Here is a 23,091-nt window from a genome sequence, read left to right as displayed (position 1 = left end):
AACTGAAACTGCCGTTCAACGATCGAGCCACCTGCAAACGCGGGATCGACCAGTCGTGTCCATCGAGGAAGCAAAGAGATGTCCATCAAGCGTGATAGAAAGCTTGTTCTGAAGGAGATCCTGCACGGCGACGGCCCGCCCTACTGGCGCCAGGGCAAGGCGAACAGGCCCTGCCAAACGTCAGAAGAAGCCGCTATCGAGCGCCGCAAGCTGGTGAAAGTGCTGCGCCGCCATGGCAAGCAGGACGCAATGGCGCTCTCGTTGGCAGAGAAGCTCAACGAGTGCCGTCCGCTGCGCCGATGCGCTAGTGGCGCGTGCCCCGAATGTGGCCGTGCAGCGCAGCGCCGCTTTGTGGGCAAGGCCGACGAGTCCGCAAGGCTGCATGCCGTCGCCCGCTACGACAATATGATGGCCGTCACCATCATCCCCACGGCCCCGGACACGAGCGCTGTCGTCCGCGGGAGCATCCGAGCAGCTAAGTACCGCGTCCTCCGCGCGCTTCACGCAGCGAAGATCAACACCTTCATCGGAGGTGTCGACGTCTCGTACAATGAGACGGCACCCTTCATCCGCCGTGATGATGCCGCTGACCCTTCTCCCAGGAGATCCGGAAGGTGTGCGCACGTCTACGTCGTGATCCCGCAACAGGCTTGGTTCCGCGCTGAGGCCTTGATCCGTGCTCTGTTTCCTAGGACTCCGGATGTGCCTCGTCCGATCAAAGCCGATCGCTTCAACGGCGACCTTCGAGCCTTCGCGTATTGCGTCAAAACCACCTTCGACCGCCGTGTGACCATTCCCAAGCACATCGGCAAAGAGGGCCGCACGGTTTGTCGCAACACGCGTGATCGCGACCTCTTGGCTTGGCAGAAGGTGGAGTTGGCCCTGCACCTAGACGAAGTGGGTTTGACCTCACGATGGTTGCTGTCCGGCATACCTCTGATGAAGCCCAAGCCGGTTTCACGGTCCCATCCTAAAAGCTCCAACACCTCCCATCCTGTTTAGCTTCGTCAGCTTGCCGAGCTCTGGTGATCACGCGTGAACATGGAACCCCGGCACTGGAAAACTGTGTGAACTGCAACTTGGCGCGCCGGAATTGGTGGCGTCGCAATCGCCGGTGAGCGGTGAGCAGTCGGCCTCTCTGCTCACCGCTCACCTCTTTAGGAAGATCACATGTCAACAAACGTCCCATTCAATGACCTGTTTGATACCGCGAGCTCCGTAGCGAGTTTGCGGATCGACAGCATCCTTCATGACATAGACACGGATCAGCACGAAGTAAGGATCGCCTTCCAGGATCTGTCAGGGAAACAGGCGTCAACGACGCTTCTCCGCTCTCAGCTGAGGCGGCCGGGAGATGTCCTGGCAAAGCTGATGGACAGGGGCTGGAACGCACCGGCAGACCCGTCCGCGGCAAAGGCTGCAGTGGAAAGGATGCTCCGGGTGCCTGCACCGGGGATCAGCAAGGTAACTAGCCGTCACGGGTGGCATGGCACCAATACCTATGTGCACCAGGCCTGGACAGCCGGGGAGGAGGCAGGCCACCTCAGCTACGAGCGGGCCAGCGGCGACGATGATCGCGCCTTCTTGTCAGCGGGATCGCTGGAGGCCTGGCGAGAGGGACTCGCCGGCCCTTGCCGCTGGTCACGCTTTCTCACGACGGGGATCGCAGCAGCGTTCGCCGGGCCCTTGCTGGATCTCATCAGCGAGGGCGAGGGCGCCCTGTTCCACTTCCACGGGGACTCCAGCACCGGCAAGACAGGCGTTCTGAGGTGCGCCGCGTCTGTTTATGGCCGGGCCGGTAAGAACGATCTACCAACCTTCAACATGACTGATACGGCGATCGACGAAATGTGCGTACGCCGGTCCGATTTGTGCGTGCTTCTGGATGAAGAAGGACAGGACCCGGCCGGACCTGATCGGCGGAAATCCATTGCGTTCAAGGTGGCTGGTGGGAGCGGAAAGTCGCGGTCGAAAAGCGTCAAATACCACCTGCCGAACTCCTCCTGGAAGGTCACCGGACTAACTTCCGGCGAAACGCCCCTCGATTCCGTTTCCGGGAGAGCGCGGCTGCGCGGAGAACAGGCACGTTACATCGACATCCCTGTGCCGCCAGAGGCCGAGGGAGGGATCTTCGATCGCCGCTGGAGTAGCCGGCGCTCATCACCAACCCAGCTCATTGCGGAGGCCGAGGCAACTATCCAAGCGAACTACGGCGTGGCACTGCGGCCATGGGTTGAATGGCTCCTCGGCCAACGAGCTGAAGCCATGGAGGAAGTACAGATCCTGCGGGCCAGGTTCATCGTGACGGTTGGAGCAGAGGAACAAGCTTGGGAAACCCGGTTCGCGAACAAGTTCGGCCTCCTGTATGCGGCCGCAGACCTTGCCGCCCGCGCGGGAGTGGCTCCTTGGACACCGTTGTTTGGGCGCCTGTCGGTGCTCGGGACCTATCGGGTTGCCCGGCGCCAGATAGCCTCGTCAGGCTGCGGCGTAAGCAGTTTTCTTGCTGCAGTTCGAACGGCCATGGATGAAGGGCGCATTCCCACCCTTCCCGCTGGGCGAAAGCTCCCGGACGGTTTACGAAATCGTGCAGTCGGGTTCCAGCGGACCATCGGGATTGGATCTGTGGTAGCTCTAGATCCTGGCTGGGTGAGGGGGGTCGCGGGGTCAGATGTGGCTTGTCATGTCCTGCGAGCGCAGCTCAAGGAGGCGGGGCATCTGGCTATGAACGGGCCTAAAGGAGGCACGCAGATCCAGGTTCAGGGATTCCCGGGGTCGAACCGGCGGCGCTGGCTCACTTTACGATACGACGCCTTTTCCTTAGCTTTTCTGAAGAGCTCCTGAGGGTCCAGCTCAGCCGACAAAAAACGTGAACGGGTACGTGAGTGGGCCATCAGTGCAGCGGGCGGGCGGCGCGTAGCGCAAGTAAAAGGGTTAAGCATGGACACCTTGGAGCCAACCGAACGCAGCCGACGGATGAGCCTAGTTCGCAGCAAGAACACAGCTCCCGAGATGCTCGTGCGCCATCTTGTGCATGGTATGGGCTACAGATATCGCCTTCATACTTGTGAACTGCCAGGCAGTCCCGATCTCGTTTTTCCACGCAGACATAAGGCAATTTTCGTTCACGGATGCTTCTGGCACCGTCATGGTGATCCAGCCTGTAAGCTCGCCCGCCTTCCCAAAACAAAGCTGGATTTTTGGTTGCCGAAGCTCGAGCGCAATCGCGCCCGTGATCAAGAGAACCAGGATCACCTCGGCGCCCTGGGTTGGGACGTTTTGATTGTGTGGGAGTGCAGGATAAAAGATAGAACGCAGATGGAATCCACCCTTCGGACATTTCTAGGCTGATGAACTCGATCGAGCTTTTTGCCGGTGCTGGCGGTTTAGGCATGGGGCTGCACCAAGCTGGCTTTCATCCGGTGCGTGTGGTCGAATGGGACCGCTATTGCTGCGATACGCTGACTGAGAACAAGCGCCGCGGCATCAAGGCCATGGCGGGTTGGAACGTCACCCATGGCGATGTGCGGGCTGTTGATTTCAGCTCGTATGAAGGCAAGCTCCAGCTGATATCTGGCGGTCCGCCCTGTCAGCCTTTCTCGCTGGGAGGAAAGCACCGAGCTCATGACGATGTCCGAGACATGTTCCCGCAGGCGATTCGCGCCGTGCGTCAAGCTCGCCCAAAGGCGTTCATTTTCGAGAATGTGAAGGGGCTCACTCGAGCTAGCTTCCGCAACTACTACGAGTATGTGCGGCTCCAGCTGGAGCACCCAACGATCGTTGCGAGGCCAGATGAAAGTTGGAATGAGCACCTAGCTCGCCTGGAGGGCCACCACACTAGCGGCTCACGTACCGACCTTCATTATCGAGTCGTCACTCGTGTGCTGAACGCTGCCAACTTTGGCGTGCCGCAGCGCCGCGAGAGGGTTGTTTTCGTGGGACTCCGAGATGACCTTAATGTTACTTGGTCCTTTCCAACCGAGACTCACTCTCTAGAAGGACTGCTCTGGGATCAAACCTACGGAAATTATTGGGATCGCCATCGGGTCTCACGGCGCGGCCAGTTGATGAGCCCAAGGGCAATTGATCGCGCGAAGCGCATCCATATCAAGCCAGACAGCTTACCGTGGCGCACAGTGCGCGACGCTATCCACGATCTCCCGGATCTTGAGAGTTTGGACGGACCTCCTGCCGGCGTTCTAAACCACCGCTTTCAGCCGGGAGCCCGATCTTACCCCGGCCATACTGGCAGCCCGCTTGATGAACCGGCTAAGACGCTCAAGGCGGGCGTCCACGGCGTCCCTGGGGGCGAGAACATGCTGGCGCGACCTGATGGCTCAGTGCGCTATTTTAGCGTGCGCGAAAGCGCGCGCCTCCAGACCTTTCCTGACAACTTTCTCTTCCATGGCTCTTGGAGCGAAACCATGCGGCAGCTGGGGAATGCCGTCCCGGTGATGCTGGCTCAGGCTGTGGGCGAAAGCGTCGCTAAGCACCTCACGGCAGCCGCATGAGGCGGAAAGAAAGCGAGGCCGCTTACAACCCACTTGCGCGTATCAATCTCGCACGGAGCATCGAGGGGGAGCTGCTAAATCGCCCAACGACGCCACTTGCTGAAGTCGATCACATCATCGGCGCGGGCATGTACGTTATTTACTATGTCGGTCGCTTTCCGCCGTACACGCCAGTTGCCGCAGCAAACGCGGATGGGCAGTTCAGAATGCCCATTTATGTCGGCAAAGCTATTCCCAAAGGAGGGCGGAAGGGCGGCTTGAACGAGAATGCGGCGGCAGGCGGCACAGCATTGGCTGAGCGCCTTCGACAGCATGCCGCATCTGTCTCCGAATCGGAAAACCTTGACCTAGCTGACTTTTGCATTCGGCATCTCGTTGTGGATGATATCTGGATACCTCTCGGCGAGAACATGCTGATCGAGTCCTTCAAGCCCGTTTGGAACCGAGCCATAGACGGCTTTGGTAACAAGGATCCGGGCAGAAGGCGGGCCACCCAGTTCAAATCTCCCTGGGACGTGCTGCATCCCGGCCGATCCTTCTCGCACAAGCTAGCTGATAGTCCATTGACGAGCGAATTCCTGATCCAGCGAGTTGCCGACTATTTTGCTGGTCGCCCTCTCGCGAAGCTGCCGAAAGCCGTTGTCGAACAGCAGGCCGCAGAGCTAGCCGAAGCTGAGGAAGGTGCTGATGAAGCCTGAATCATCGATCAGCGAACATTGCTAGAATTCGCATTCGGGATTCTGAGCTAACGACTAAGATCTGTCCGGGCTCGAGCGAAGTCGTGCGCCTGCCGGTCTCCTGATCACGATAGACATTTTGCAGGTTTACCCAAGATCGGCTTTACTGGCTCCTCGGCGATTCTGAGCCCGACTGAAGCGCCATGCGCGCATGTTAAGGGTCGGCAGAAGATGGATGGGAGGCGCTTCGTGGGTTTCTATTCAAGGCTCCGCGACGCTCGGAACGATGACGAAGATTTGCAGCGATGTATTGAGTCCGTAGTCGACCAGCTCGAGACCGCCGACGATCCCCGCAAACCTGGCATGTTGTTGGGCAAAATCCAGTCCGGTAAGACCCGCGCTTTTCTGGGCGTAATCGCGCGGGCGTTCGACCGGGAATTCGACATTGCCATCGTCTTGACGAAGGGGACGAAGACGCTCGCTAGTCAAACAGTGAAAAGAATCAACCACGACTTCAAGGAATTCGTCTGTAACGACGAGATCCTCGTGTTCGATATAATGTCGACACCAGACGCACTCACCAAGTCTGAGCTGCGTCGCAAGATCATCATAGTCGCTAAGAAGCAGGTCCAGAACCTGGACCGGATCCAAGCACTGTTCGATGACACTTATCCGCAACTTCGAGAAAAACGTGTCTTGCTGGTTGACGATGAGGCTGACATGGCAAGTGTCCGCTTCACCAAGAAGAAGGGGCAGGACGACTACGATCAGGGCGCTATTGCGAACCAGATGGACAGACTGCGCGAGACGCTATCTGGGATCGCTTTTTTGCAGGTCACCGCGACACCTTACGCGCTCTATCTTCAGCCTGAGGCCTATGACGGTGCCAGTCAGGCAACAGAGTTCTTTTACCCCAAGCGGCCAGCGTTCACGGTCCTACTACCGATCCACGGAGCGTACGTCGGGGGCGAGGCCTATTTCGGCGGCTGGGGCGCGGATGACTTGCGATACTACCTCTATGTCGAAGTGGAAGATCGGGAGCATGACGCGCTGCGAACAGCTGATGGTCGGACAATCCGAGAGGATCGCCTCTGGACGAGTGAGAACATTAAGATCCTTCGACGCGCGTTGATGAGCTTCCTGCTCGCTGTTTCAGTGCGCCGCCGTCAGCAGGTAAAGCTCGACCAGCGTCCTCAAAAGTATTCAATGATCATCCACAATGACACTCAGCGTGCCGCGCATGACTGGCAGTGGGAGACTGTACATCGCATAGCAAAAGCATTCGAGTCGGCCGTTGAGCAAAACGATGAGCGGCTCCGAGCCCTTTTCAATGAGGCTTACGCCGATCTTTCAAAATCTGTCGTCGCGAATGAGGGGCACCTACCATCCTCGTCCGAGGCTTTCGACGACGTCCGAACGATGATCGGCGACGGCGAGCTCAACGTTCAGCGCGTCAATTCCGATGCACAGCTGGAGCCCTTGCTGGATGCCGACACTGCAGAGCTTCGCCTTCGAACTAAAGCGAACCTGTTCATCGGCGGCAGCATCCTTGATCGCGGGATTACCGTTCCTAACCTGATCGCCTTCTACTATGGCCGTAACCCCAAGCGCATGCAGGCGGATACTGTTCTCCAACACTCGCGTATGTATGGCGCCCGCCATCCTGACGATCTTGCCGTGACGCGGTTTTATACATCGCGCAGCGTTCATTCCCGACTGTCTAAGATTTACGCGCTTGAGACCGCTCTTCGCGAAGCATTCGAAAGTGGTGCGCATGATGCAGGCGTTGTTTTCATCCAGAGTGATGCTCGTCAGGGGATTGTGCCCTGCGCTCCGAGTAAGGTGAAGCTCAGCGGTGTCGTGGCTGTTCGACCCAATCAGGTGTTGTTGCCCACGGGCTTTAACACTGTCTCTGCTACTCGACTTGGTCGGCAGATAGCTGCCATTGACCGTATTGTTGAGCGTGCCGCAGGTGACACGAAGACCTTTGTCGAGTTTCCGCTCGAGGATGCAGTCGCGTTGCTTGACGCGATAGAGCCCACGCTGGAGCTTGCGGAGGACGGCGCTTTTGAGTGGGACGCGATGCGGGGGCTGCTTCGTTATTACGCCGAACGTGGTAGCGGTCAGGTCCTGCTTCTTGCTGAGACAGGACGCCGGCTACATCGGGAGCGTTCAGGAGATCGGTCGGGCCTCTCCATTCTTGGTACGTCAGAATTACGCGACCTGGTTCGTTCGCGCGGCCGAACTGCCCCGGCTATCGTGATGCTGCGGCAGGACGGAGGACCTGAACTCGGCTGGAAAGCAGGACCTTTCTGGTGGCCGATGTTAGCGGCGCCTCCAGGTGCGGCACCTTGCGTCTTCGCCACGAAAGTTGCGGCTTAGGTTACAGGGGCGCCTTCTCCACTGCCTCCTACTTCTATGGAAGCCCCCTGAACCGTACCACTTGAACTCGGTGGGATCGGCAGGCAGGCATCGATTTCAGTGGCGGATCAAGCGGCGTTCGGCTGATGCTGCCTGGAAGGCTACGAAACCCACACGCCCGCTGATTGTCGACCTCCATGCCGAGCTTAACGCTGAGAGATGAAGCTGGAGTGTCGCTTAACGCGACTATCGAGGTGGACCCACGAGGCATTGTCCTTCACAGCCGCAGCGGGACGGACCGGAATCGAGATTACCGCCGCGCATTGGAGCTGATGTTCGCGTGGCTCGACCGCCTAGAAATCTGCTTTGAAGTCTACCTTGATAGCCGGCCCGTACAGCATCTCCCGCTGGAAGATCGTCGCCTAACGTTCAACCAACAGGCCCCGGTCAAAGCTCGTTTCGACCAACTTGTTCGATCAATGAACGCTGGAAGCGCTAGTCATAGCGCTTGGCGTCGCCTCCTCATACGAATGGCAGAGAGGGACAGTGCGAGAATGCGTGTCGCGCTCTCAGCAAATGCGAGCTCGCCGGGCCTTGAACGCTTACCTGCTGCGCAGCTTAGGCAGGTAACTAGCGCTCACATCCACAAGGCTGTGGCCCGGCTTCTTGCGGGCGAGAAAGCGCCGAACTTCGCTTCTTCACGTGACTACGATGTCTTAACGGATGATGGCGCACCACTCGCACCGAAAAAGGTCTTCGGGCTGGCCCTGGAAGACGCCTTGGGAATAGAGGCTTTTCCTCGCCATTTCAGTGCCGGGTGGAGCCAGGTGGCTTTCGAACTTTTGGAGAAGGCAGGTTTATGGATCGTCCCGAAAGGGGAGGGGGCCTCAAGGCCCAAGCCGCATCCGGGCGAAGTCGTAGCCGCATTAACCGCCCTTGCGCCGACGGAGGAGGAGCGTAGCTGGATCGAAGGAAATCCGAAGATTGTTTCACACCTAAAACGTGAGCGGCATCCGGGAGTTGCTGAGCGAAAGCGAGCTGAGTTCATCGCGCTGTGGGGCCGGCTGTTCTGCGAGGAGTGCAAGCTCGATCCAGTCGAGGCATATGGTCCTGAGTTAGGCCCTGCATGCATCGAGGTCCATCACCACCGCGTGCACGTGTCAGCGATGCAGCCGGGCCATGTGACCACCACTGACGATCTAAAATGCCTCTGCGCAAATTGCCATCGCGTGTTGCACCGGAAGCTATCTTTGGGAAGAACGCCAGCAATCTGATCTACGTTCTATCATCCGCCGACGTTAAGCGCGGCTGCGTCCTCGACTACATCGGGGTCCGTTTCGTTGCCAACGTCAGGTACCAGCAGTTCGCTCAATGAATACCGTTGTTAGTTTGGAGTTTGGATGCTGGCAATGTAGAGGGTCTCGTCGCTTTCGCAACGAACCAAAGAGGTGATGGATGCAGGTCGTTGATCGGCAGCGCGTTGCGCAGCCCCCCATCCTGCGATCGTCGATGGCAGAACAATATCGGGTGGAGGTTGCGAACTACCTCAGCCAGGCCAGCCGGGAGGAACGGCCACCACGTGTTCCCAGTCATATATTTCAGGAAAGTAGCCTTCGGCGATCTCTTGGGCGTCTGTTCGGCAACAACTGTGCGTATTGCGGGATCCGCGTTGGTTCTTCCGGTTCGGTTGATTTGTTTCGCCCAGCGCATGGAGCGGAACAGGGCCCAGATAGAATCGCGTTTCAGCACTATTGCTGGCTCGCCTTGGACTGGGCAAACCTCTACCTGGCTTGCCCATATTGCATTCGTGAAAAACGCAATCGCTTTCCAGTAGTTTCACGCGGACCGTTGCGCGCGACTATCACACAGCTGCGTCGAATGGAGCAGGACACCATTCTGGATCCCTGCTGGGATGCGCCCTCCGAGCATCTTCGGATCACCCGCAACGGGGAACTAGTGCCTCACACATTGAGAGGTGAATTAACTATTGATGTATTCGATCTAAACAGAGGTGATCTGCTGGGACAACGGGGAGAGGTTGTAAGCAAACTCTTCTCGCGCGCGACTAGACAAGGCGAGAAGGCCGAAGCCCTCCTCCCTACCGCGCAATTCTCTGGCGCCGCATGGCTTGCTCTGCTGGCGCGTGTGCCGCCGAAGGCCGCCCGTACCAGGCGCCGTCACTCCACCAGCCTGACAACTATCCGGAACCTAGTGTCGATCGCCTTCTTAGACGGCGGTAGTTTCGAAGATTCTCATTACCGTTCCGCCGAAGAACCCCGCCGGAGATATGTACGACAGGTTCGCGTGAGGAACTTTCGCGGCTTGGAAGATGCTGTCCTCGATTTTCCTGCTCTTGATCAAAAGGGTCGGAAAGGCGGCGGCTCCGTAGTTGTTTTAGGAGACAACGGGGTCGGGAAAACCTCCTTGCTGCAAGCCGCAGCGCTTGGATGCCTCGGCCCGATCCATGCGGAAGAAGCAGGCATCAAGCCAAACTGGTGCCTCATGGACGGTGAGCAGCAAGGCGAGGTCGAGGTCTCGTTTTGGGGCACGGATCGTACGAACGTCGTCCGGTTTAACAGCGGCTCCGAGAGCTTTGACGGGGATGCTCCAGTGCCGGTTATGGTGCTCGGCTATGGCGCTTATCGACTAGCGGCCCGTCGCGAGGTCGGCGAGAGTGCCCGCGGATATGAGTACAGGGTCCGGAGTCTCTTCTCTGAGCGAAAACTAGTAAACGGTGCCTTAGGGCTCCGGCAACATCTATCATCTTCTAACGGGGAGCCGGATATCGCTCGATTAGAAGATGCTACGCGCGCGTTGAACGCCGTTCTGCAGGGCCGCGCAAAGGCTCATCTTGGCCCAGCCAACCGCCTCATCGTCGACGATAACGGCCGGCAACAGCCGCTCGATGAACTCAGCTCCGGCTTCAAGAGCGTTGTGGCGATTACGGCCGACATCATGGATGTCATGTACGAGGTCTGGAATGGAATGACTTCGGCCCAGGCGTTCATCTTGATCGACGAGATCGACGCCCACCTGCATCCCTCATGGCGTCTAGCAATCGTCGACGCCTTGAGAGAAACGTTTCCACTAGCGCAGTTTCTAATGACAACCCACGATCCGCTGCCATTGCGCGGGCTTATGGATGGTGAAATCGCCATCCTCAGCCGTGACGAGGATGGGATGTTCCTTGCTAAGCCGCATGTAACGGGGTTGGGCGGGATGAGCGTCGATCAAATCCTGACCTCTGACCTGTTCGGGTTAGAAACGACGCTGGATGCGGAGACAGCCGATCGTATAGCTACATACTATTCACTGCTCTCAAGACCGAACCCGACACGCGGCGAGCGCCAGTCACTCCAGCTGGCTGCGGAAGCACTTCCCCCTGAGGTACCTCTTGGCGACAGTCAGCGCGAGCGCCTCATGTACCGCATAGCTGACGAGTACCTGGCTCGGCATCGGGGAACCAGGGAGGAGAATATCAGCAAGGAAACCATCGCTGAACTAGTCGATCTCTTCGAACTCGCTGAGCGTGAGATGCTCCAGCAGGACGACGAGCTCGAAGAATGATTCTGCGCCCTCGTGAACTAGTCACCTGCCCAGCGGTTCTTGCGGATACTGGCTCGCCAGCGGCGGTCGAGCGTCTACGTGCGATCACCCACTACACACAGAATCCGGCGCCGACGGATAATATGAAATTCAAAGCCTATTCTGATGAGGAAGTTAAAAACAAGCTTAACATGCTGTTTGGATTCAAGTGCGCTTACTGCGAGGGAGATTTTGGGGCCATGATGCCGGTGGATGTCGAACATTTTCGGCCGAAGGGCGGCGTAATCGATGCAACTGGCACGCTTCGCTTTCCTGGTTACTGGTGGTTGGCCTCGAAGTGGGAGAACCTGCTTCCATCCTGCATCGATTGTAATCGGACGCGTTGGCAGAAGGTAGGAACGAGCAAGTACAAGAGGGGGAAGGAAAACCTATTCCCGCTACTAGGTGGGGCTCCTCCTGCGGTTGATGAGGCGGGCGTCAACGGAGAGCAGCCATTACTTCTAAACCCGACAGAGGATCAGCCGAGCCGACATATTCAGCACGTGTATATCGAGTTGCCTGGCGGACGAAAGGAAAGCATTGTGCAGCCAGTCGTCGATGCGGGGGGGACCGAAGATCCAAAGGGACGCGCGTCCATCGATACCTATGGTTTGAATCGTGATCGACTGGTAGTTTCGCGACTTAGAACGATAGAGAGAATGATTGCAGCGATCGATAACGTCGAAACCTTTTTCCAAGTGGCCGATGCCGAGGCAGATCCCGCTAAAGCGGCCCTTTTAAGAAGTAAAGGGCGGCTCGCGATAAAGCGGCTCGCCAAGAACTTCTTGCATTGGCGTAATCCGTATTCGGCCGCATGCCGAGCCTACTACCGTAGCTGGCTTGAAACCCTATAGGCCGTGACGCGTGAATTACGCGGTGAAATAGTAGGGCGGAGCGAGAGCAAAACTGGTGTGGGATTGTGAGGGCTCATCTGCGAGTCCTGGTAAGCCATGCATTGAAGATGCACTATCGACCCTACGCTTTTAGCCCGTTTGATGTGGCGAAGTATCCCCACAGCAGACTAAAACGTTGCCGCGGCAATCAAAGCTCGGGCCTGTCCCTCTTCGAGCGAAGCCGGCCGATGGTGGGGTGGCTGACATTGTACGAGAGCGCGATCTCTCGCTGGGTTTCAAAGCCCTTGGCAAGCCGGTCCAGAGCTTCTCTCTGCTGATGGGGAGTGAGCTTTGACTTCCTGCCAAACTTCGTTCCATTGGCCTGGGCTCGAGCTCGGCCGCGGGCGGTGTTCTCCAAGATTCGCCGCCGGTGCCACTTGGCCGCCCAACCCACAATAAAGATGACGATGTCGGAGAGATCGTTGGACGTGTCGAGGAAAGGCTCGTCCAGGAGCCGAAGACCTGCCCCGGCAGCTTTGACCGTGTTGAGAATGTTGAGCATGTCGAGAGGATCGCGGGCGATGCGGTCAGTCACCGTTGCAAGGACGACATCCCCAGCCGAGAGGCCACCAAGCATCTTCAGGAGTTGAGCACGGTTGGCGTTCTTGCCGCTCAACTTCTCGCTGAAGATCTTCTCGCAGCCCGCAGCCCGGAGTCGTTCTACCTGCGATGTCAGATCCTGATCGTCCGTCGATACACGAGCGTAGCCGATGATCATGATTGTGTACCAGACATACGTGCCAAATTAGCGCTGCTTGAACAGCAGCTTAGGTCTTGTTCAAAACTCATGAGTTTTGAACAAGAAGCCGACGCCGGGCACTTCAGTGCCCGGCGCCCTAAGTGCTTCGCTAAGATTTCGCTGACGGCATGAACGCCAGGAAGTCTCGTGTCCGGAAGAAAACGGGATCGTCAGGATCCGCTACCCACCTCAGGCTAAGACGCGTGCCTTGGTCTTCGACTATCGTGGCTTCATACCAACCCTCGAACTCCTGATCGAAGGCCAGCACCTTCAAGCCCGCTGTTGCGATTTCCCATCTTTTGCTGGTTTCAGTAGCCGAGGGGAGCAAGGCGACCTCGGTATGAGGCTTGGTGAAAGCGAGCTCCAGCGGCCAATCCCGCCAACGCAGGATCAGCTGTTCGTTGCCCTTCTCACCTACAACGCTAGCCTCGAACCAGCCATCTTCGGGATCAGCAGCGAGGACCGTGTCACCCTTTTTGATCTGTGAAGAAGGGGTAAGCTCCTGTTCAACTGAGCTACCAGTCCTTTCTGCCGGGAGTTCCTGTGGCGCGGTAACTGGCTTGAGCGGTGCGCCCTCCTTAGCGGCATCGCCATTATCGAGACCGACGCTTACCTGATGGGACAAGGTTGATTTCGGATCGGCTGGAGCCTTCCGGCCATCAGCGATCTTGCCGCTTTGCGGGTTTGCCTTAGAAGACGGGCTTACGTTTGTCATCTGGATAGACTCCTGGCTTGCTTGGAAGGAAGCTCGGGCAGGGCCTGTTTGAAGATGCGATAAGCGGCTCCGAGCTTCCGGTAAGTCTCTCGCACAAATGCAGATCCCTGCGATCAGCATACAGGAAAATAGTCCTAGTGTCAACGGCGGAAATGTTTGCCCGTACATTTTGAGCCTGCGAAGGCGGTGGTCCCTCCGTAGCGTGAGACTAGGATTTAGACACGTGATGCTGCTGCCGACGCCTCTAGCCGCAACGTTGCTTCATCGCAGAAGTGGCGCGCGACGAGTCCGAAATCACGACGACATGGGGAGCGCGCGCCAGATGAGGGGACGGACATCGGGCGGGTGCCGGGGATCGAGCACAAGCTTCCGATCGGCGTCCCAAACCAACCAATGGACGCCTCGATCTTTCCGGGGTCTGACTTTTAGGAGCGCGTTTCGATCGAAGGTTAGCAAAGTGGCGCGGTTGGCGGTGATCATCGTTCGGCTTGCGGCAAGTTCGACACCGAGCGCTGAAAGCGCACGGCGCAGCTGTGCTAAGTTCGTGGGCCTCGCGCGGCCGGTTGGATACAATGTCGAGAATGCGATGGGGTAGTCTGTGTTAGCCAACATGGCTAAACAGGCTACCCCGCAATCCCAAACCCCTTGTTGTTTAACGTGTCGCATGTTCCTCCGCCGGTTTGCCGTTGGGCGATTGTCGATCAGAGCGTGTGCGCACCTCCTAGTGGCGCGCTGTCGCTTCCCCGGCCTGGTTGAGAGAGGGAGCGACGGCGCGGACGATCATTGGTTAAGGGTGACGTAGATTTCGCCGGCGACCGATGTTTCCTCAACCGAGTAGCTGATCTCGCGATTGAGCTGTGCGTTCAAGATGGTCGCCATCCTCTCCGGATTATTGCCGAGCGCAGCTGCGAATTCTTGCGTCAAAACGGTGCTCGCGCGAAGCTCTGCCGCACATTGCAGCGCCGTCGGCGACGATGATCGCGTGCGGACAAAAACAAGCTCGAGAGTGGTGGCTTGTGCATCGACGTATGGCGTTTTCGCCAGATCCTCCCGGATGATCTGCGTCGCTAACCCGGTGACAGTCGGTGATGCGCAGCTGAAGTCCGCTGAGGCTTCAAGGCTGGCGCCAACGAGAAACGCTGCCGCCACAGGAACGGCGTGGGCGGCGATCGGGGTCACCATGTCTCCCCCATTGCGTGAAAGGCCGGAAGGAGCAGCCTGAGGACTTTCCAATGCGAGCCAGCGGCGGTGTACGTACCGCAGGTACAGGATGTTGCCTTTGGCTCCGACGACGGCGATCAAACAGACCTGCAGCAACAACGATGTCGTCGGCGACAGGAAGCTGCAAGCGACGCTGGCGATCAGGGCAAGAAAGCCAAACGCGTACTGACGCCGGTAGAGCAGCCAGATTGTCGGGAAAAGCGCTGCGGCCCAGTTCCATGAAAAGTAGGCGCGCTGACCAGGAGCGGGCCCCCAGGTGAAGCCGATCGGAAGGTCACCACCGGTTTTCAGGAGGATCCTCTGGAAGACGCGGGCATAGTACTCATGCTTTCGTCCGATCAGCGAGCGTGTTGCGTCAGACGCTAGAAAACGCTCGACGTCTACCTTGTCCCGCGCTGGCATTGATCCTGTTTCTGTCTTGCTCATTGGGCACAATCCTCCTGGTGATGTGCACTTTAGTGCGTCGCATTAAAGTGCACCATATGCGCGCATCAGCCATGGCTGATGACGTGCGTTTGGGTGTGGGTCTGAATGTGAGGCGCTGCCGTTTGGCTGCTGGGCTCACGCAAGCAAGTCTTGCTGAGCGCATGGGCGTGGACCGCTCTTACGTCAGCGGGCTTGAGCGGGGTCACCGAAACCCTACGGTCCTAACCCTCTGGCACTTGGCTGAAGTGCTGAACGTACGTGTTCGCGATCTCGTTGACGGGTTGTAGTTACATCACCGCATTAACTGCCAGCCAACTAGTACTCGTTGGCCAGCATCACCGTCAGCACGCGGCATGTGACATGAGGATCTGCTGGGTCGGGAGATTGAAAGCGAATATCCAAATCGAAGTAGTCGATCTTGAAGAAGATAACGTCACTGCCGATCTCGAATGAGCCGAAGTCATGCTCTCCGTGCGGATCATTGTCGGCGTTGAAGCCACTGAAGCTTGCGAGCGCTTCGTCGATCCGCTGGATCGTTGCAGAAGACAGGCTGCGAACGCCAGCGGTGAGGACGATGCGGCCGCCTCGGTGATGCTGACGCAAGTCATCGTTGAGTGCACGAATGCGATCGCTTGTACGCGTCTCCATTCTTTGCCCCTACAAGTGGGCGAAAATCGCTTTAAGCGATAGTCGCTAAGGCGCTCGGTTGATCGATGGCAACTTCGCATACTTTCGCGATAGTAGCAATATATTCCTACATGCGGTTTGTGGCTGAAGTAGCGCGGAGCAGTCTGGAGTACGGTGTAGTTTCCAGAGTGTCCGCCCGTTCCTGCTGGCCCGATTGGACCGCGGCGCAGCTAGAAGTTACGCTTCCTCGATCGGCCTTTAGAGGAAGCGATTGTGCCCGTAGGCGACACGTCAAAGGCCTTCAAGCATTCAAGGACGCTGTGAACAGCGCTCGGGATCACTTAACGTGAACCAGTCGACCGCGAAATCACTAGACCGTTGATACTGTCCGCTATCCGGGAGCTAACGTAACTCTCTATCGTTTCGCCTTGGGAAGCGTAAGGATGATCGAGCGTTTCCGACAAGACAATGTCACCCCGCCTGGCATCAGCCACACTCCACCAGAAGCGGTGCGCCGACGGCAGAATTTGGATCGTAGAGCTCACCTGGTAGAAGCGGCTTCGGTCATTCAAGGTGAGAAGTCGATCGACCTTCATCCTTTCATCTACGAGCACAACGCGTAGATCCGTGTCTTGCGACAGGTCCGCGATTATCGCCTGGGCGAGGTTTCGCGCGAGCGCAGGGGTGGCTGGATTGGTTCCGAGAACCTCGACCTGGTTTAGCGCGATGAGCGGCGGCAGTTCGACAACCGGAGGCGTAGCAGGCTCTGCCAGGTAACCAGCCCAAACGAGGATCAAGATGAAAAGGAGGGTCGCGCCTATCGGCCAGATCAATCGCGGTCCGGAAGAGGCGACCTGCAGAGGAGTTGCAGACGGTAACCCGACGACGTTCGTCGGCCGATCTCGCGGAACGAATTCGGGAATGTAGCCACCTTTAGGCAACTCAATCCTGAGCTCATCGAGCGCCGGATTAGCCGCATAGTAAGCGGACAGCGCCCCACGAATGCGATTTGCCTCGATCCGCACGATGGGATCGACCCCGCCATCGCTCAAGCCGGAGCACGAAAATGGTCTAGCTGCGTGGCCCGCACTACCAGCTGACGGCTGCGCTTGAGGCGCTGGGCATTGGCTGGTCAGGCGCTTAGAAGAGGCTCGACCCGGAGCCCGAGACTTCGATGAATACGAAGGCAGACGAGTACCAGCGGAAGGCCGCAGATTGCAAAGCGCAAGCTGCGCAGGCGACTTCAGAACCTGACAAGGCTATCTGGCTCAGAATGGCGCAGGAGTGGCAGCGGCTGGCGTTTCAAGCTCGGCTAGAACATGACCCAGCGGAAGATCAGCGTCACGGGGCGAAGAACTCGTCTCCTTGAGGGCGGTAGAGCGCAGAGCTGTCTGCTCTGTTGACCCGCGAAGTGCGGTCAACGCCTGGCCAATGCGTGTTGCAGCGTGTTCTTCGGCTTCGAGTGCTGCAGGCGTGACTGATGCCCCGCTGCCTTGGAGCGCCTGCATGGCGTCGAGCATCATGGTTTGGGATGCGGTCATGCTCAGCTTCTCATGATCCGCCATAGCTGCACCGCGCGACGTCAACGAATAGAGGTGCCGGAAGTATGCCGTCGCCCTGTAAGTGCTCACGGTTAGGGCGACGATTTCTTCCAGTGCATCCGTGGTGAGCGCACCGCCTTAGGAGTGGCAGGCCCTTTCCGGCACCGTCGATCCAAATAACACCATCACCCTCTGTGGGTTCCGGACCAACTTCAGGAAATTGGGCCCGCGGATATCTGCATCGGGCGCCGGACCAACAGCGATGTGGTCACGCTCAGCAGGTGATTGCCCGCCTCGTCGCGAGCCTCGATTGTCACTGAGGTTGCGCCAGCCTCACGAGGTAGCACCTCGCGCCCGATATCGGCCGCAGCTATTGTCGCCGTCCGCTCAACGGCATCGGTATCTTCAAGGTCTACGCCGTCATCGTCTCGGATGAAGCGACGACCTTCCCAAATGTCAAAGTAAAAACGGGGCATGGCACTAGTATGCCGTCGGCCCGCTCGGTCTGACATTGGGGCTATCGTACCAAGCCTCGCGTATCCCGACGATCAATCGAACTGCGGCTCGCCGAAAACCTCGGCCTCTGCGAGGTCGTTAGGCAGCCGACCAGCTTTGAATGACACCACGGGCGAATCGAACTCGCTGTCGTAATTGCCGGTCACCTGAAAAGCTACCGCGCCGATCTTCGCCGACATGCGCTCGGCGGCCACCTTTGGCCTTCTCCGCAGAGCGGTGCTTCTCGGGCGTGCCGCCAACTAGCTTCGGCCCGTCGACGCGGTAGGATTGAGTAAAAAACAGGTCTCGCGGACCATCGTTGTCTCCTCCGCATGTTCGCTTTTTTCCATTCTCACAATGCACCGCCGAGTCGACTCTCCGACTATCCGTGGGTGAAGGTGCGCACCACATGCGTGGTCTGCCCACGGCGAGGCGTCTACCCCCTGGTGCGCTTGGCGGTGCAATTCCGCGCGCACGCACGCTTGATCGACGTGCTGCAGGAACTTGCGAAGGATTGCCGTTATGCCCGCAAACCGTGGCAGCGGCCGGCGGGTAAATACGACCCCAAGTGTGGGGCGCGATTGCCGGATGTCGAAGCTGCAACACGGCCGGCAGAGGACGTGCCGACTTAGATGAGGCCAATGCCCTTCCCGACGAATGCAGCTCCAACGACGAGCAGCCCGAGGCAGGTGACAGGATAGAACGTCTCAGCGAAACCATTGCGGAGGAATGCGGGGTTCTCCCCGGTCGAGCCAGGTCGTCCGACGAAGATCATGAGAAGCCCAACGAGAAAGCTAACAGATCCAAACACCAAGCTCATACAAGCGACCCTCTTTGTACGCTCCGATGTTCAGAGCCTCTGCGACCACCCCTCAAGGTTAAGCTCGGCGGGCGACGACGTCGAGGCGCCCGGCACCGCCAAAGAGACGTCAGGAACCGCCGGAGCCCTGCCTCAAGAGCCTCGAAGAACAGCTACTCGACTACCGCCATGAACATAGCCGCTCCTCCCTGCGTTGCGGATCTAAGAGCGCGGAGATTGGGGAGGGTTAGCCGGCAATGGACAAAGCGACGCCCTTGATCCTCGGATCGATCCTGACCGTCCTCGTCACGGGGGCCGCGTACTTCTGGTGGCACTATGACCCGGTGCCAGAAATCTGCCGAGACATGCTTCCGCCAACACGTGACTTCTGCGCCGCGCTTATGCGTGAGCAAGAGGCCGCACGGTAAAGGTCAGGAACTCTGCTTCAAGCCGATGATTGTACGGCCCTAAACAAGGCGAGGATCGCAACATGAAAGAGCTGCTGCAGCGCCTGCAAAGTCGGAGAGGAATAGAGCGCTTCTCCATCTACGAAGAGACAGACGGCGTCCTCCGTGTCGACGTGTGGATGGACGGCAACTCGTACATCGACAAAGCCGTGTCCGGCGTGCGCAGGGAGTTGGACACGGCAGCGCGAGAGAAGAACTGCCGAGTGAAGATCACCATTGCAGCGATCCTGGAGCGCTTTGAAGTGGGCCGTGAGAACGGACCGACGATCAGCACTCATCATCAGTCGATCGAGAAGGCGGACTGACGTCGCCCGACGTCGCGTTCAGGTGTCATTCAGGCCCGACGCGGCTTTGGTGGCACATGATCAATCTTCCGCCTGTCCTCGACGCTGGCCTAGATGCTTGGATCCGCTGCCAGCCAGACCCGAAGCCCACGCGCCAGCAAGCTATCGAAATTGCTGTTGCAGACTGGCTGGTCGGAGTGCGCGCTCTCCCGTTGGAAGCCGTGGCTGAGTTCAACAATGACGACGAGCCCATTAGCTCGCCCGAGATGCGGGCCCAGATCGGGTTCAGCAACTCAGCATCTTCTAGCCCCCTGCCTGCCCTCGCTGAGCGTGTCTCAGTGTGCGTCTGCCATCCGAATTCAGACGGGATCGTTGGGCAGCGGCATGACGAGGCTGGACACCGCGCCTGCATCGCCTGCCGCAAGTGTGAAGCGGCCTGAAAGCTGCGCCGCCATGGCGGTCGCGATCTTAAGGCCAAGGCTTCCCGGCAAAGAGAAATCGGCATGCTCCGGCAGCCCAGCGCCGTTGTCGGCCACCTGCAAGTGCAATTCTGTGCCCCGGCGTTCCGCCACCACCTCGATATGTCCACCGGTGCGTTCGCTGAACCCATGCTCCAGCGCGTTCGAGATGGCCTCGGCCACGATCAGGGCGAGAGGAGTGACGGCATCTGCGTCCAGCTGCGCCGCCGTTTCGGCTCTCACCGAATAGGTGATGCCAGGCTGATCGGCGCTGGCCATTACGTCGCGCACCAGCGTGCCCAGGAATGCATCGAGGTTCGTGCGGCTGCCGTGAAGGTCGTAGAGCTGGCGCTGGATCTGGCCAATCATCCGCAGTTTGGCGGAGGCATCCTCCAGCGCCTTGCGAGCCGCCCCATCCGCTACGCCCCGTTTCTGCAGCGACAGGATGGCGCCGACCATCTGAAGGTTGTTGGCGACGCGGTGCTGAAGTTCCTGAAACAGCAATTCGTTACGTGCGGCCAGCTTCGTGCTGCGTTCCGCAAGATCAGCGCTGCGCTGACGCTCTTCCCGAAGGTGCCGCATCGCCAACTGCATCCAGTGGATCAGGGCAATATCGACGGCCACGACGCCCACATAGAAGGCAAGGGCAACAGCTGTCGGCGCTTCCACGGCGAAGCTGTCAAACGGCGGCATGAAGAAATACCAGGCCATGAGCCCGCAAAGGACGGCGGCCAGAATGCCCGGGCCGATCCCCATCAGGAACGATGAGATGATGACGGCCGGGAAGAAGGTCAGATAGGGGAAGCCCGGCGGGAAATAGGGGTCCAGCACCGCGCGCAGTACGCAGGCGGCCACCGATATCACCACGGCAAAGCAATAGGCGGCGAGAGGCCGATCACGCCAGATCGGTACGCGTTCTCTCAGCGATAGTTTGGGACGTGTCACGAATGTTCCGCTTAACCCGGACCAAGCCTCCGGATGGCCGGCATGTTGAGCAAATCCACCGGTTGGGCAAGGCCGCATTACCCTTGGAGCTCGAGTGACGGCGAAGTTAACGTCGCATCAGGCGCTTCAGCTTCGCCATGACGCTGCACCGCGGCGATCCTTGGCCCGGTACGGCACCAGGCCCCACGTCGGCAGGTCGAAACGGGCTGACCATCCACTCCTGCCGCCACGCCGAGCGACCAGGAGTTGATGCACCCCGACGCTAGCGAAGGAACTCCACTTCTGGTTCAGGGTTGTCGAGCTACAACTTAAGGAAACCGGCATGAAGAAAATCCTTCTCGTTCCCGCGCTCATCATGTTCGCAGCGGCTCCGGCCTTGGCGCAGAACCCCTCGGCCGCCAACCCGGCGAACTCTGACATCGGTCTGAGCCAGACCACCAAGGAAGGTGCCAAGGCATCGTCAGAGCAAGGAGCGGGTGCTTCCCAGCCCACGTCCCGGCCTAGCTCGGCGGCAGGTCAGACTGAAGCAAGTAACCCTAGCACCGTGTGCACTGCGGGTTCCGGCGGCTGCACGATCCCCGGAAAGGTCGGCGGCGTTGATCAAGACGCGACCACCAGCGCTACACCTCCAGGCCCCGCAGCTGGCGGCACCAACTAGGGTCGAAGGGAAGAACCCCCGCACGCGTTTTGACTTCTTTGAGCCAACCCTTGTGCGCGGGCAGCGGATAGCTACTTCAGTTCAACTGAACGGTCTCAATTTACCTCAGAAGCCTCGCCTCTCTACGGAGATGCGAGGCTTCTTTTTGCCCCGACGTTTGACTGTTGTGCGCCTAGTCGGGTTTGCGGCTGAAGGATGAGTTCGCTCGCGGACGGTGGAAAGGCCGCTATAGGGTACCGTCGCTGGAGCCGCGCGGGCCGCCATTCATTGCTCGGAAGCAACTCACGGCGGCCCGCGCGCTTGTCGGGCAAGGGCTGGCTTGCCCGACAAGCAGAAACACCGAGCCTTCTGATCGGCTAACGCGACGACTGTCGTTATATTCCCGCTGGCCGCAGATCGAAGCACCGGCCGCCACAGCCATCGGAGCGGCGTGGCGACCACCTTGCCAGCCCAAGATCTTGGAGGGACAAGGCTAGCTGCCTCAGCGTTGCACAGATGCCGCCCAGCGCAAGGCATTCATTCTAACGCCCGAGATTCTAGTCGAGCCCGGCATGCCTATGTCCGGTGCAGTACAAGCCAGTGCAGCTACAGCCACCGCAAGTTGTGGGGTACGATGTGGGGTAGCTGGCTGAGATGGAGCAAATAACTCGCTATTCCAACGACTTAGCAGGGCAGATGGCGGAGAGGGTGGGATTCGAACCCACGGTACGGTTGCCCGCACAACGGTTTTCGAGACCGTCCTAATCGACCACTCTAGCACCTCTCCGCGGGCCGGGCTGTCGATGAGCAGGGCTCATGTACATGCAGCCCCTGCGCCGCACAAGCGTCTTTAGGCGTCGCCGTGTTGACGGCAGAGGGCTCGCGGGAGTAAGGACACGCGCTTGAAGGCGCGGGGATTCCATCCTCGGGTTCTTCGTTTCCCGCAGACTGCCAAGAAGACGGTCCTCGAGGCCGGTTCGAACACGAAAGGAATAACGATGTTCGCAGTCATCAAAACGGGCGGCAAGCAATATCGCGTTGCCGCCAATGACAAGATCACCATCGGCCGCATCGAGGGCGATGCAGGCTCCAGCGCCGAGTTCGGCGAAGTCCTGGCGCTCGGTGGCGACCAGCCGTCGTTCGGCGCCCCCTTCGTGGACGGCGCCCGCGTGGTGTACGAGATCGTCGAGCATTCGCGCGGCGACAAGGTCATCGCGTTCAAGAAGCGCCGCCGCCAGAACTCCAAGCGCAAGCGCGGCCACCGGCAGGATCACACCGTGATCCGCATCACCGACATCCTGGCCGCTGGCCAGAAGGCGGAGAGCAAGGCTAAGGCCAAGAAGGCTGCGCCGGCACCCGCCGCTGAGGAGGCCGCTGCCCCGGCCTCGAACGAGCAGGAGTAAGGATCAATGGCTCATAAAAAAGCAGGCGGTTCATCCCGCAACGGCCGCGACTCCGCCGGCCGTCGTCTTGGCGTCAAGAAGTTCGGCGGCGAAGCCGTGATCCCGGGCAACATCATCGTGCGCCAGCGCGGCACCAAGTGGCATCCCGGCGCCAATGTCGGCATGGGCGTCGATCACACCCTCTTCGCGCTTGTCGAGGGCAAGGTTGCGTTCGTGGCCAAAGGCAACGGCCGAACCTACGTGACCGTGGCTCCGGCCATGGCCGAGGCCGCAGAGTAAAACGGCGGATGAGCGACCATCCGCCGGTGTC

Annotated in this window: 21 protein-coding genes and 1 tRNA gene; 13 read left to right on the top strand and 9 right to left on the bottom strand. The window is 59.0% G+C overall.

The window, feature by feature from the left end:
• Window positions 1-78 precede the first annotated feature (78 nt).
• The 9 genes from SCD90_RS08765 to SCD90_RS08725 all read left to right on the top strand — a co-directional run bounded on the left by SCD90_RS08765 (window position 79) and on the right by SCD90_RS08725 (window position 11,985).
• Window positions 79-1,002, top strand: a complete 924-nt coding sequence (locus tag SCD90_RS08765; RefSeq protein ID WP_319844278.1) for a hypothetical protein — start codon at window positions 79-81, stop codon at window positions 1,000-1,002.
• Between the two features lie 168 nt (window positions 1,003-1,170).
• Entirely contained in the window at window positions 1,171-2,841 is a 1,671-nt protein-coding gene (locus SCD90_RS08760) for a DUF927 domain-containing protein (protein ID WP_319844277.1), read from the top strand.
• Window positions 2,842-2,937: 96 nt separating this feature from the next.
• Window positions 2,938-3,348 carry a very short patch repair endonuclease gene (locus tag SCD90_RS08755; protein WP_319844276.1) on the top strand — a complete coding sequence of 137 codons (411 nt, stop codon included), beginning with the start codon at window positions 2,938-2,940 and terminating at the stop codon, window positions 3,346-3,348.
• Window positions 3,348-4,508 (top strand): DNA cytosine methyltransferase, encoded by a 1,161-nt coding sequence (locus SCD90_RS08750; RefSeq protein WP_319844275.1) that lies wholly within the window; start codon window positions 3,348-3,350, stop codon window positions 4,506-4,508. Before SCD90_RS08755 ends, SCD90_RS08750 begins: the two co-directional genes overlap by 1 nt.
• Window positions 4,505-5,206 (top strand): Eco29kI family restriction endonuclease, encoded by a 702-nt coding sequence (locus tag SCD90_RS08745; RefSeq protein ID WP_319844274.1) that lies wholly within the window; start codon window positions 4,505-4,507, stop codon window positions 5,204-5,206. Before SCD90_RS08750 ends, SCD90_RS08745 begins: the two co-directional genes overlap by 4 nt.
• Window positions 5,207-5,434: 228 nt before the next feature.
• Window positions 5,435-7,567 (top strand): Z1 domain-containing protein, encoded by a 2,133-nt coding sequence (locus tag SCD90_RS08740; protein WP_319844273.1) that lies wholly within the window; start codon window positions 5,435-5,437, stop codon window positions 7,565-7,567.
• A 533-nt stretch (window positions 7,568-8,100) separates the two neighbouring features.
• Window positions 8,101-8,820, top strand: coding sequence for an HNH endonuclease (locus SCD90_RS08735; protein ID WP_319844272.1), 720 nt, complete (start codon window positions 8,101-8,103; stop codon window positions 8,818-8,820).
• Window positions 8,821-9,055: 235 nt separating this feature from the next.
• On the top strand, window positions 9,056-11,113 hold the full coding sequence (locus SCD90_RS08730) for an AAA family ATPase (protein ID WP_319844271.1): 2,058 nt from the start codon (window positions 9,056-9,058) through the stop codon (window positions 11,111-11,113).
• Window positions 11,110-11,985 (top strand): HNH endonuclease family protein, encoded by an 876-nt coding sequence (locus tag SCD90_RS08725; RefSeq protein WP_319844270.1) that lies wholly within the window; start codon window positions 11,110-11,112, stop codon window positions 11,983-11,985. Before SCD90_RS08730 ends, SCD90_RS08725 begins: the two co-directional genes overlap by 4 nt.
• 187 nt (window positions 11,986-12,172) lie before the next feature.
• Here the strand turns inward: SCD90_RS08725 and SCD90_RS08720 are convergent, their stop codons facing one another.
• From SCD90_RS08720 to SCD90_RS08710, 3 genes are all read right to left on the bottom strand, one after another.
• Window positions 12,173-12,742: a recombinase family protein gene (locus SCD90_RS08720; RefSeq protein WP_319844269.1), complete on the bottom strand. Its 570-nt coding sequence runs from the start codon at window positions 12,740-12,742 to the stop codon at window positions 12,173-12,175.
• A 130-nt stretch (window positions 12,743-12,872) separates the two neighbouring features.
• Window positions 12,873-13,478 (bottom strand): hypothetical protein, encoded by a 606-nt coding sequence (locus tag SCD90_RS08715; protein WP_319844268.1) that lies wholly within the window; start codon window positions 13,476-13,478, stop codon window positions 12,873-12,875.
• Window positions 13,479-14,258: 780 nt separating this feature from the next.
• Window positions 14,259-15,125, bottom strand: a complete 867-nt coding sequence (locus SCD90_RS08710; protein WP_319844267.1) for a DUF2628 domain-containing protein — start codon at window positions 15,123-15,125, stop codon at window positions 14,259-14,261.
• 20 nt (window positions 15,126-15,145) lie between these two features.
• On the opposite strand from SCD90_RS08710, the gene SCD90_RS08705 reads away from it, so the two are divergent.
• Window positions 15,146-15,412 (top strand): helix-turn-helix domain-containing protein, encoded by a 267-nt coding sequence (locus tag SCD90_RS08705; protein ID WP_319844404.1) that lies wholly within the window; start codon window positions 15,146-15,148, stop codon window positions 15,410-15,412.
• 28 nt (window positions 15,413-15,440) lie between these two features.
• On the opposite strand, the gene SCD90_RS08700 is transcribed toward SCD90_RS08705, so the two are convergent.
• The 4 genes from SCD90_RS08700 to SCD90_RS08690 all read right to left on the bottom strand — a co-directional run bounded on the left by SCD90_RS08700 (window position 15,441) and on the right by SCD90_RS08690 (window position 18,003).
• Complete coding sequence (locus tag SCD90_RS08700; protein WP_319844266.1) at window positions 15,441-15,773, bottom strand: DUF3768 domain-containing protein; 333 nt, start codon at window positions 15,771-15,773, stop codon at window positions 15,441-15,443.
• Window positions 15,774-16,093: 320 nt separating this feature from the next.
• Window positions 16,094-16,804 (bottom strand): hypothetical protein, encoded by a 711-nt coding sequence (locus SCD90_RS08695; protein ID WP_319844265.1) that lies wholly within the window; start codon window positions 16,802-16,804, stop codon window positions 16,094-16,096.
• Window positions 16,805-17,505: 701 nt separating this feature from the next.
• Window positions 17,506-17,769 carry a DUF6894 family protein gene (locus SCD90_RS16610; RefSeq protein WP_425265667.1) on the bottom strand — a complete coding sequence of 88 codons (264 nt, stop codon included), beginning with the start codon at window positions 17,767-17,769 and terminating at the stop codon, window positions 17,506-17,508.
• A gap of 72 nt (window positions 17,770-17,841) precedes the next feature.
• On the bottom strand, window positions 17,842-18,003 hold the full coding sequence (locus tag SCD90_RS08690) for a hypothetical protein (protein WP_319844264.1): 162 nt from the start codon (window positions 18,001-18,003) through the stop codon (window positions 17,842-17,844).
• Window positions 18,004-19,077: 1,074 nt separating this feature from the next.
• Here SCD90_RS08690 and SCD90_RS08685 point away from each other — a divergent pair.
• On the top strand, window positions 19,078-19,359 hold the full coding sequence (locus SCD90_RS08685) for a hypothetical protein (RefSeq protein ID WP_319844263.1): 282 nt from the start codon (window positions 19,078-19,080) through the stop codon (window positions 19,357-19,359).
• Between the two features lie 338 nt (window positions 19,360-19,697).
• Here SCD90_RS08685 and SCD90_RS08680 read toward each other — a convergent pair whose 3' ends face one another.
• A complete protein-coding gene (locus SCD90_RS08680; RefSeq protein WP_319844262.1) occupies window positions 19,698-20,741 on the bottom strand; it encodes a sensor histidine kinase in 1,044 nt (347 codons plus the stop codon).
• Window positions 20,742-22,075: 1,334 nt separating this feature from the next.
• Window positions 22,076-22,165 (bottom strand) — tRNA-Ser (locus tag SCD90_RS08675).
• A gap of 211 nt (window positions 22,166-22,376) precedes the next feature.
• Here SCD90_RS08675 and rplU point away from each other — a divergent pair.
• Together rplU and rpmA are read left to right on the top strand one after the other, a co-directional pair.
• Complete coding sequence (rplU, locus tag SCD90_RS08670; protein ID WP_319844261.1) at window positions 22,377-22,781, top strand: 50S ribosomal protein L21; 405 nt, start codon at window positions 22,377-22,379, stop codon at window positions 22,779-22,781.
• Window positions 22,782-22,787: 6 nt separating this feature from the next.
• Window positions 22,788-23,060 (top strand): 50S ribosomal protein L27, encoded by a 273-nt coding sequence (gene rpmA, locus SCD90_RS08665; protein ID WP_319844260.1) that lies wholly within the window; start codon window positions 22,788-22,790, stop codon window positions 23,058-23,060.
• Window positions 23,061-23,091 lie beyond the last annotated feature (31 nt).

The sequence above is a fragment of the Terrihabitans rhizophilus genome (genome assembly GCF_033898525.1).
Lineage (GTDB): Bacteria > Pseudomonadota > Alphaproteobacteria > Rhizobiales > Methylopilaceae > Flaviflagellibacter > Flaviflagellibacter rhizophilus.
Note: the sequence above shows the minus strand (reverse complement) of the source record. Positions and strands in the feature narration are given on the sequence as shown.

Excerpts from the sequence above, each read along its gene's own strand:
- SCD90_RS08765 (WP_319844278.1), top strand. The coding sequence starts at position 79 with ATGTCCATCAAGCGTGATAGAAAGCTTGTTCTGAAGGAGATCCTGCAC.
- SCD90_RS08760 (WP_319844277.1), top strand. The coding sequence starts at position 1,171 with ATGTCAACAAACGTCCCATTCAATGACCTGTTTGATACCGCGAGCTCC.
- SCD90_RS08755 (WP_319844276.1), top strand. The coding sequence starts at position 2,938 with ATGGACACCTTGGAGCCAACCGAACGCAGCCGACGGATGAGCCTAGTT.
- SCD90_RS08750 (WP_319844275.1), top strand. The coding sequence starts at position 3,348 with ATGAACTCGATCGAGCTTTTTGCCGGTGCTGGCGGTTTAGGCATGGGG.
- SCD90_RS08745 (WP_319844274.1), top strand. The coding sequence starts at position 4,505 with ATGAGGCGGAAAGAAAGCGAGGCCGCTTACAACCCACTTGCGCGTATC.
- SCD90_RS08735 (WP_319844272.1), top strand. The coding sequence starts at position 8,101 with ATGCGTGTCGCGCTCTCAGCAAATGCGAGCTCGCCGGGCCTTGAACGC.
- SCD90_RS08730 (WP_319844271.1), top strand. The coding sequence starts at position 9,056 with ATGGCAGAACAATATCGGGTGGAGGTTGCGAACTACCTCAGCCAGGCC.
- SCD90_RS08725 (WP_319844270.1), top strand. The coding sequence starts at position 11,110 with ATGATTCTGCGCCCTCGTGAACTAGTCACCTGCCCAGCGGTTCTTGCG.
- SCD90_RS08720 (WP_319844269.1), bottom strand. The coding sequence starts at position 12,742 with ATGATCATCGGCTACGCTCGTGTATCGACGGACGATCAGGATCTGACA.
- SCD90_RS08715 (WP_319844268.1), bottom strand. The coding sequence starts at position 13,478 with ATGACAAACGTAAGCCCGTCTTCTAAGGCAAACCCGCAAAGCGGCAAG.
- SCD90_RS08710 (WP_319844267.1), bottom strand. The coding sequence starts at position 15,125 with ATGAGCAAGACAGAAACAGGATCAATGCCAGCGCGGGACAAGGTAGAC.
- SCD90_RS08705 (WP_319844404.1), top strand. The coding sequence starts at position 15,146 with ATGTGCACTTTAGTGCGTCGCATTAAAGTGCACCATATGCGCGCATCA.
- SCD90_RS08700 (WP_319844266.1), bottom strand. The coding sequence starts at position 15,773 with ATGGAGACGCGTACAAGCGATCGCATTCGTGCACTCAACGATGACTTG.
- SCD90_RS16610 (WP_425265667.1), bottom strand. The coding sequence starts at position 17,769 with ATGCCCCGTTTTTACTTTGACATTTGGGAAGGTCGTCGCTTCATCCGA.
- SCD90_RS08685 (WP_319844263.1), top strand. The coding sequence starts at position 19,078 with ATGAAAGAGCTGCTGCAGCGCCTGCAAAGTCGGAGAGGAATAGAGCGC.
- rplU (WP_319844261.1), top strand. The coding sequence starts at position 22,377 with ATGTTCGCAGTCATCAAAACGGGCGGCAAGCAATATCGCGTTGCCGCC.
- rpmA (WP_319844260.1), top strand. The coding sequence starts at position 22,788 with ATGGCTCATAAAAAAGCAGGCGGTTCATCCCGCAACGGCCGCGACTCC.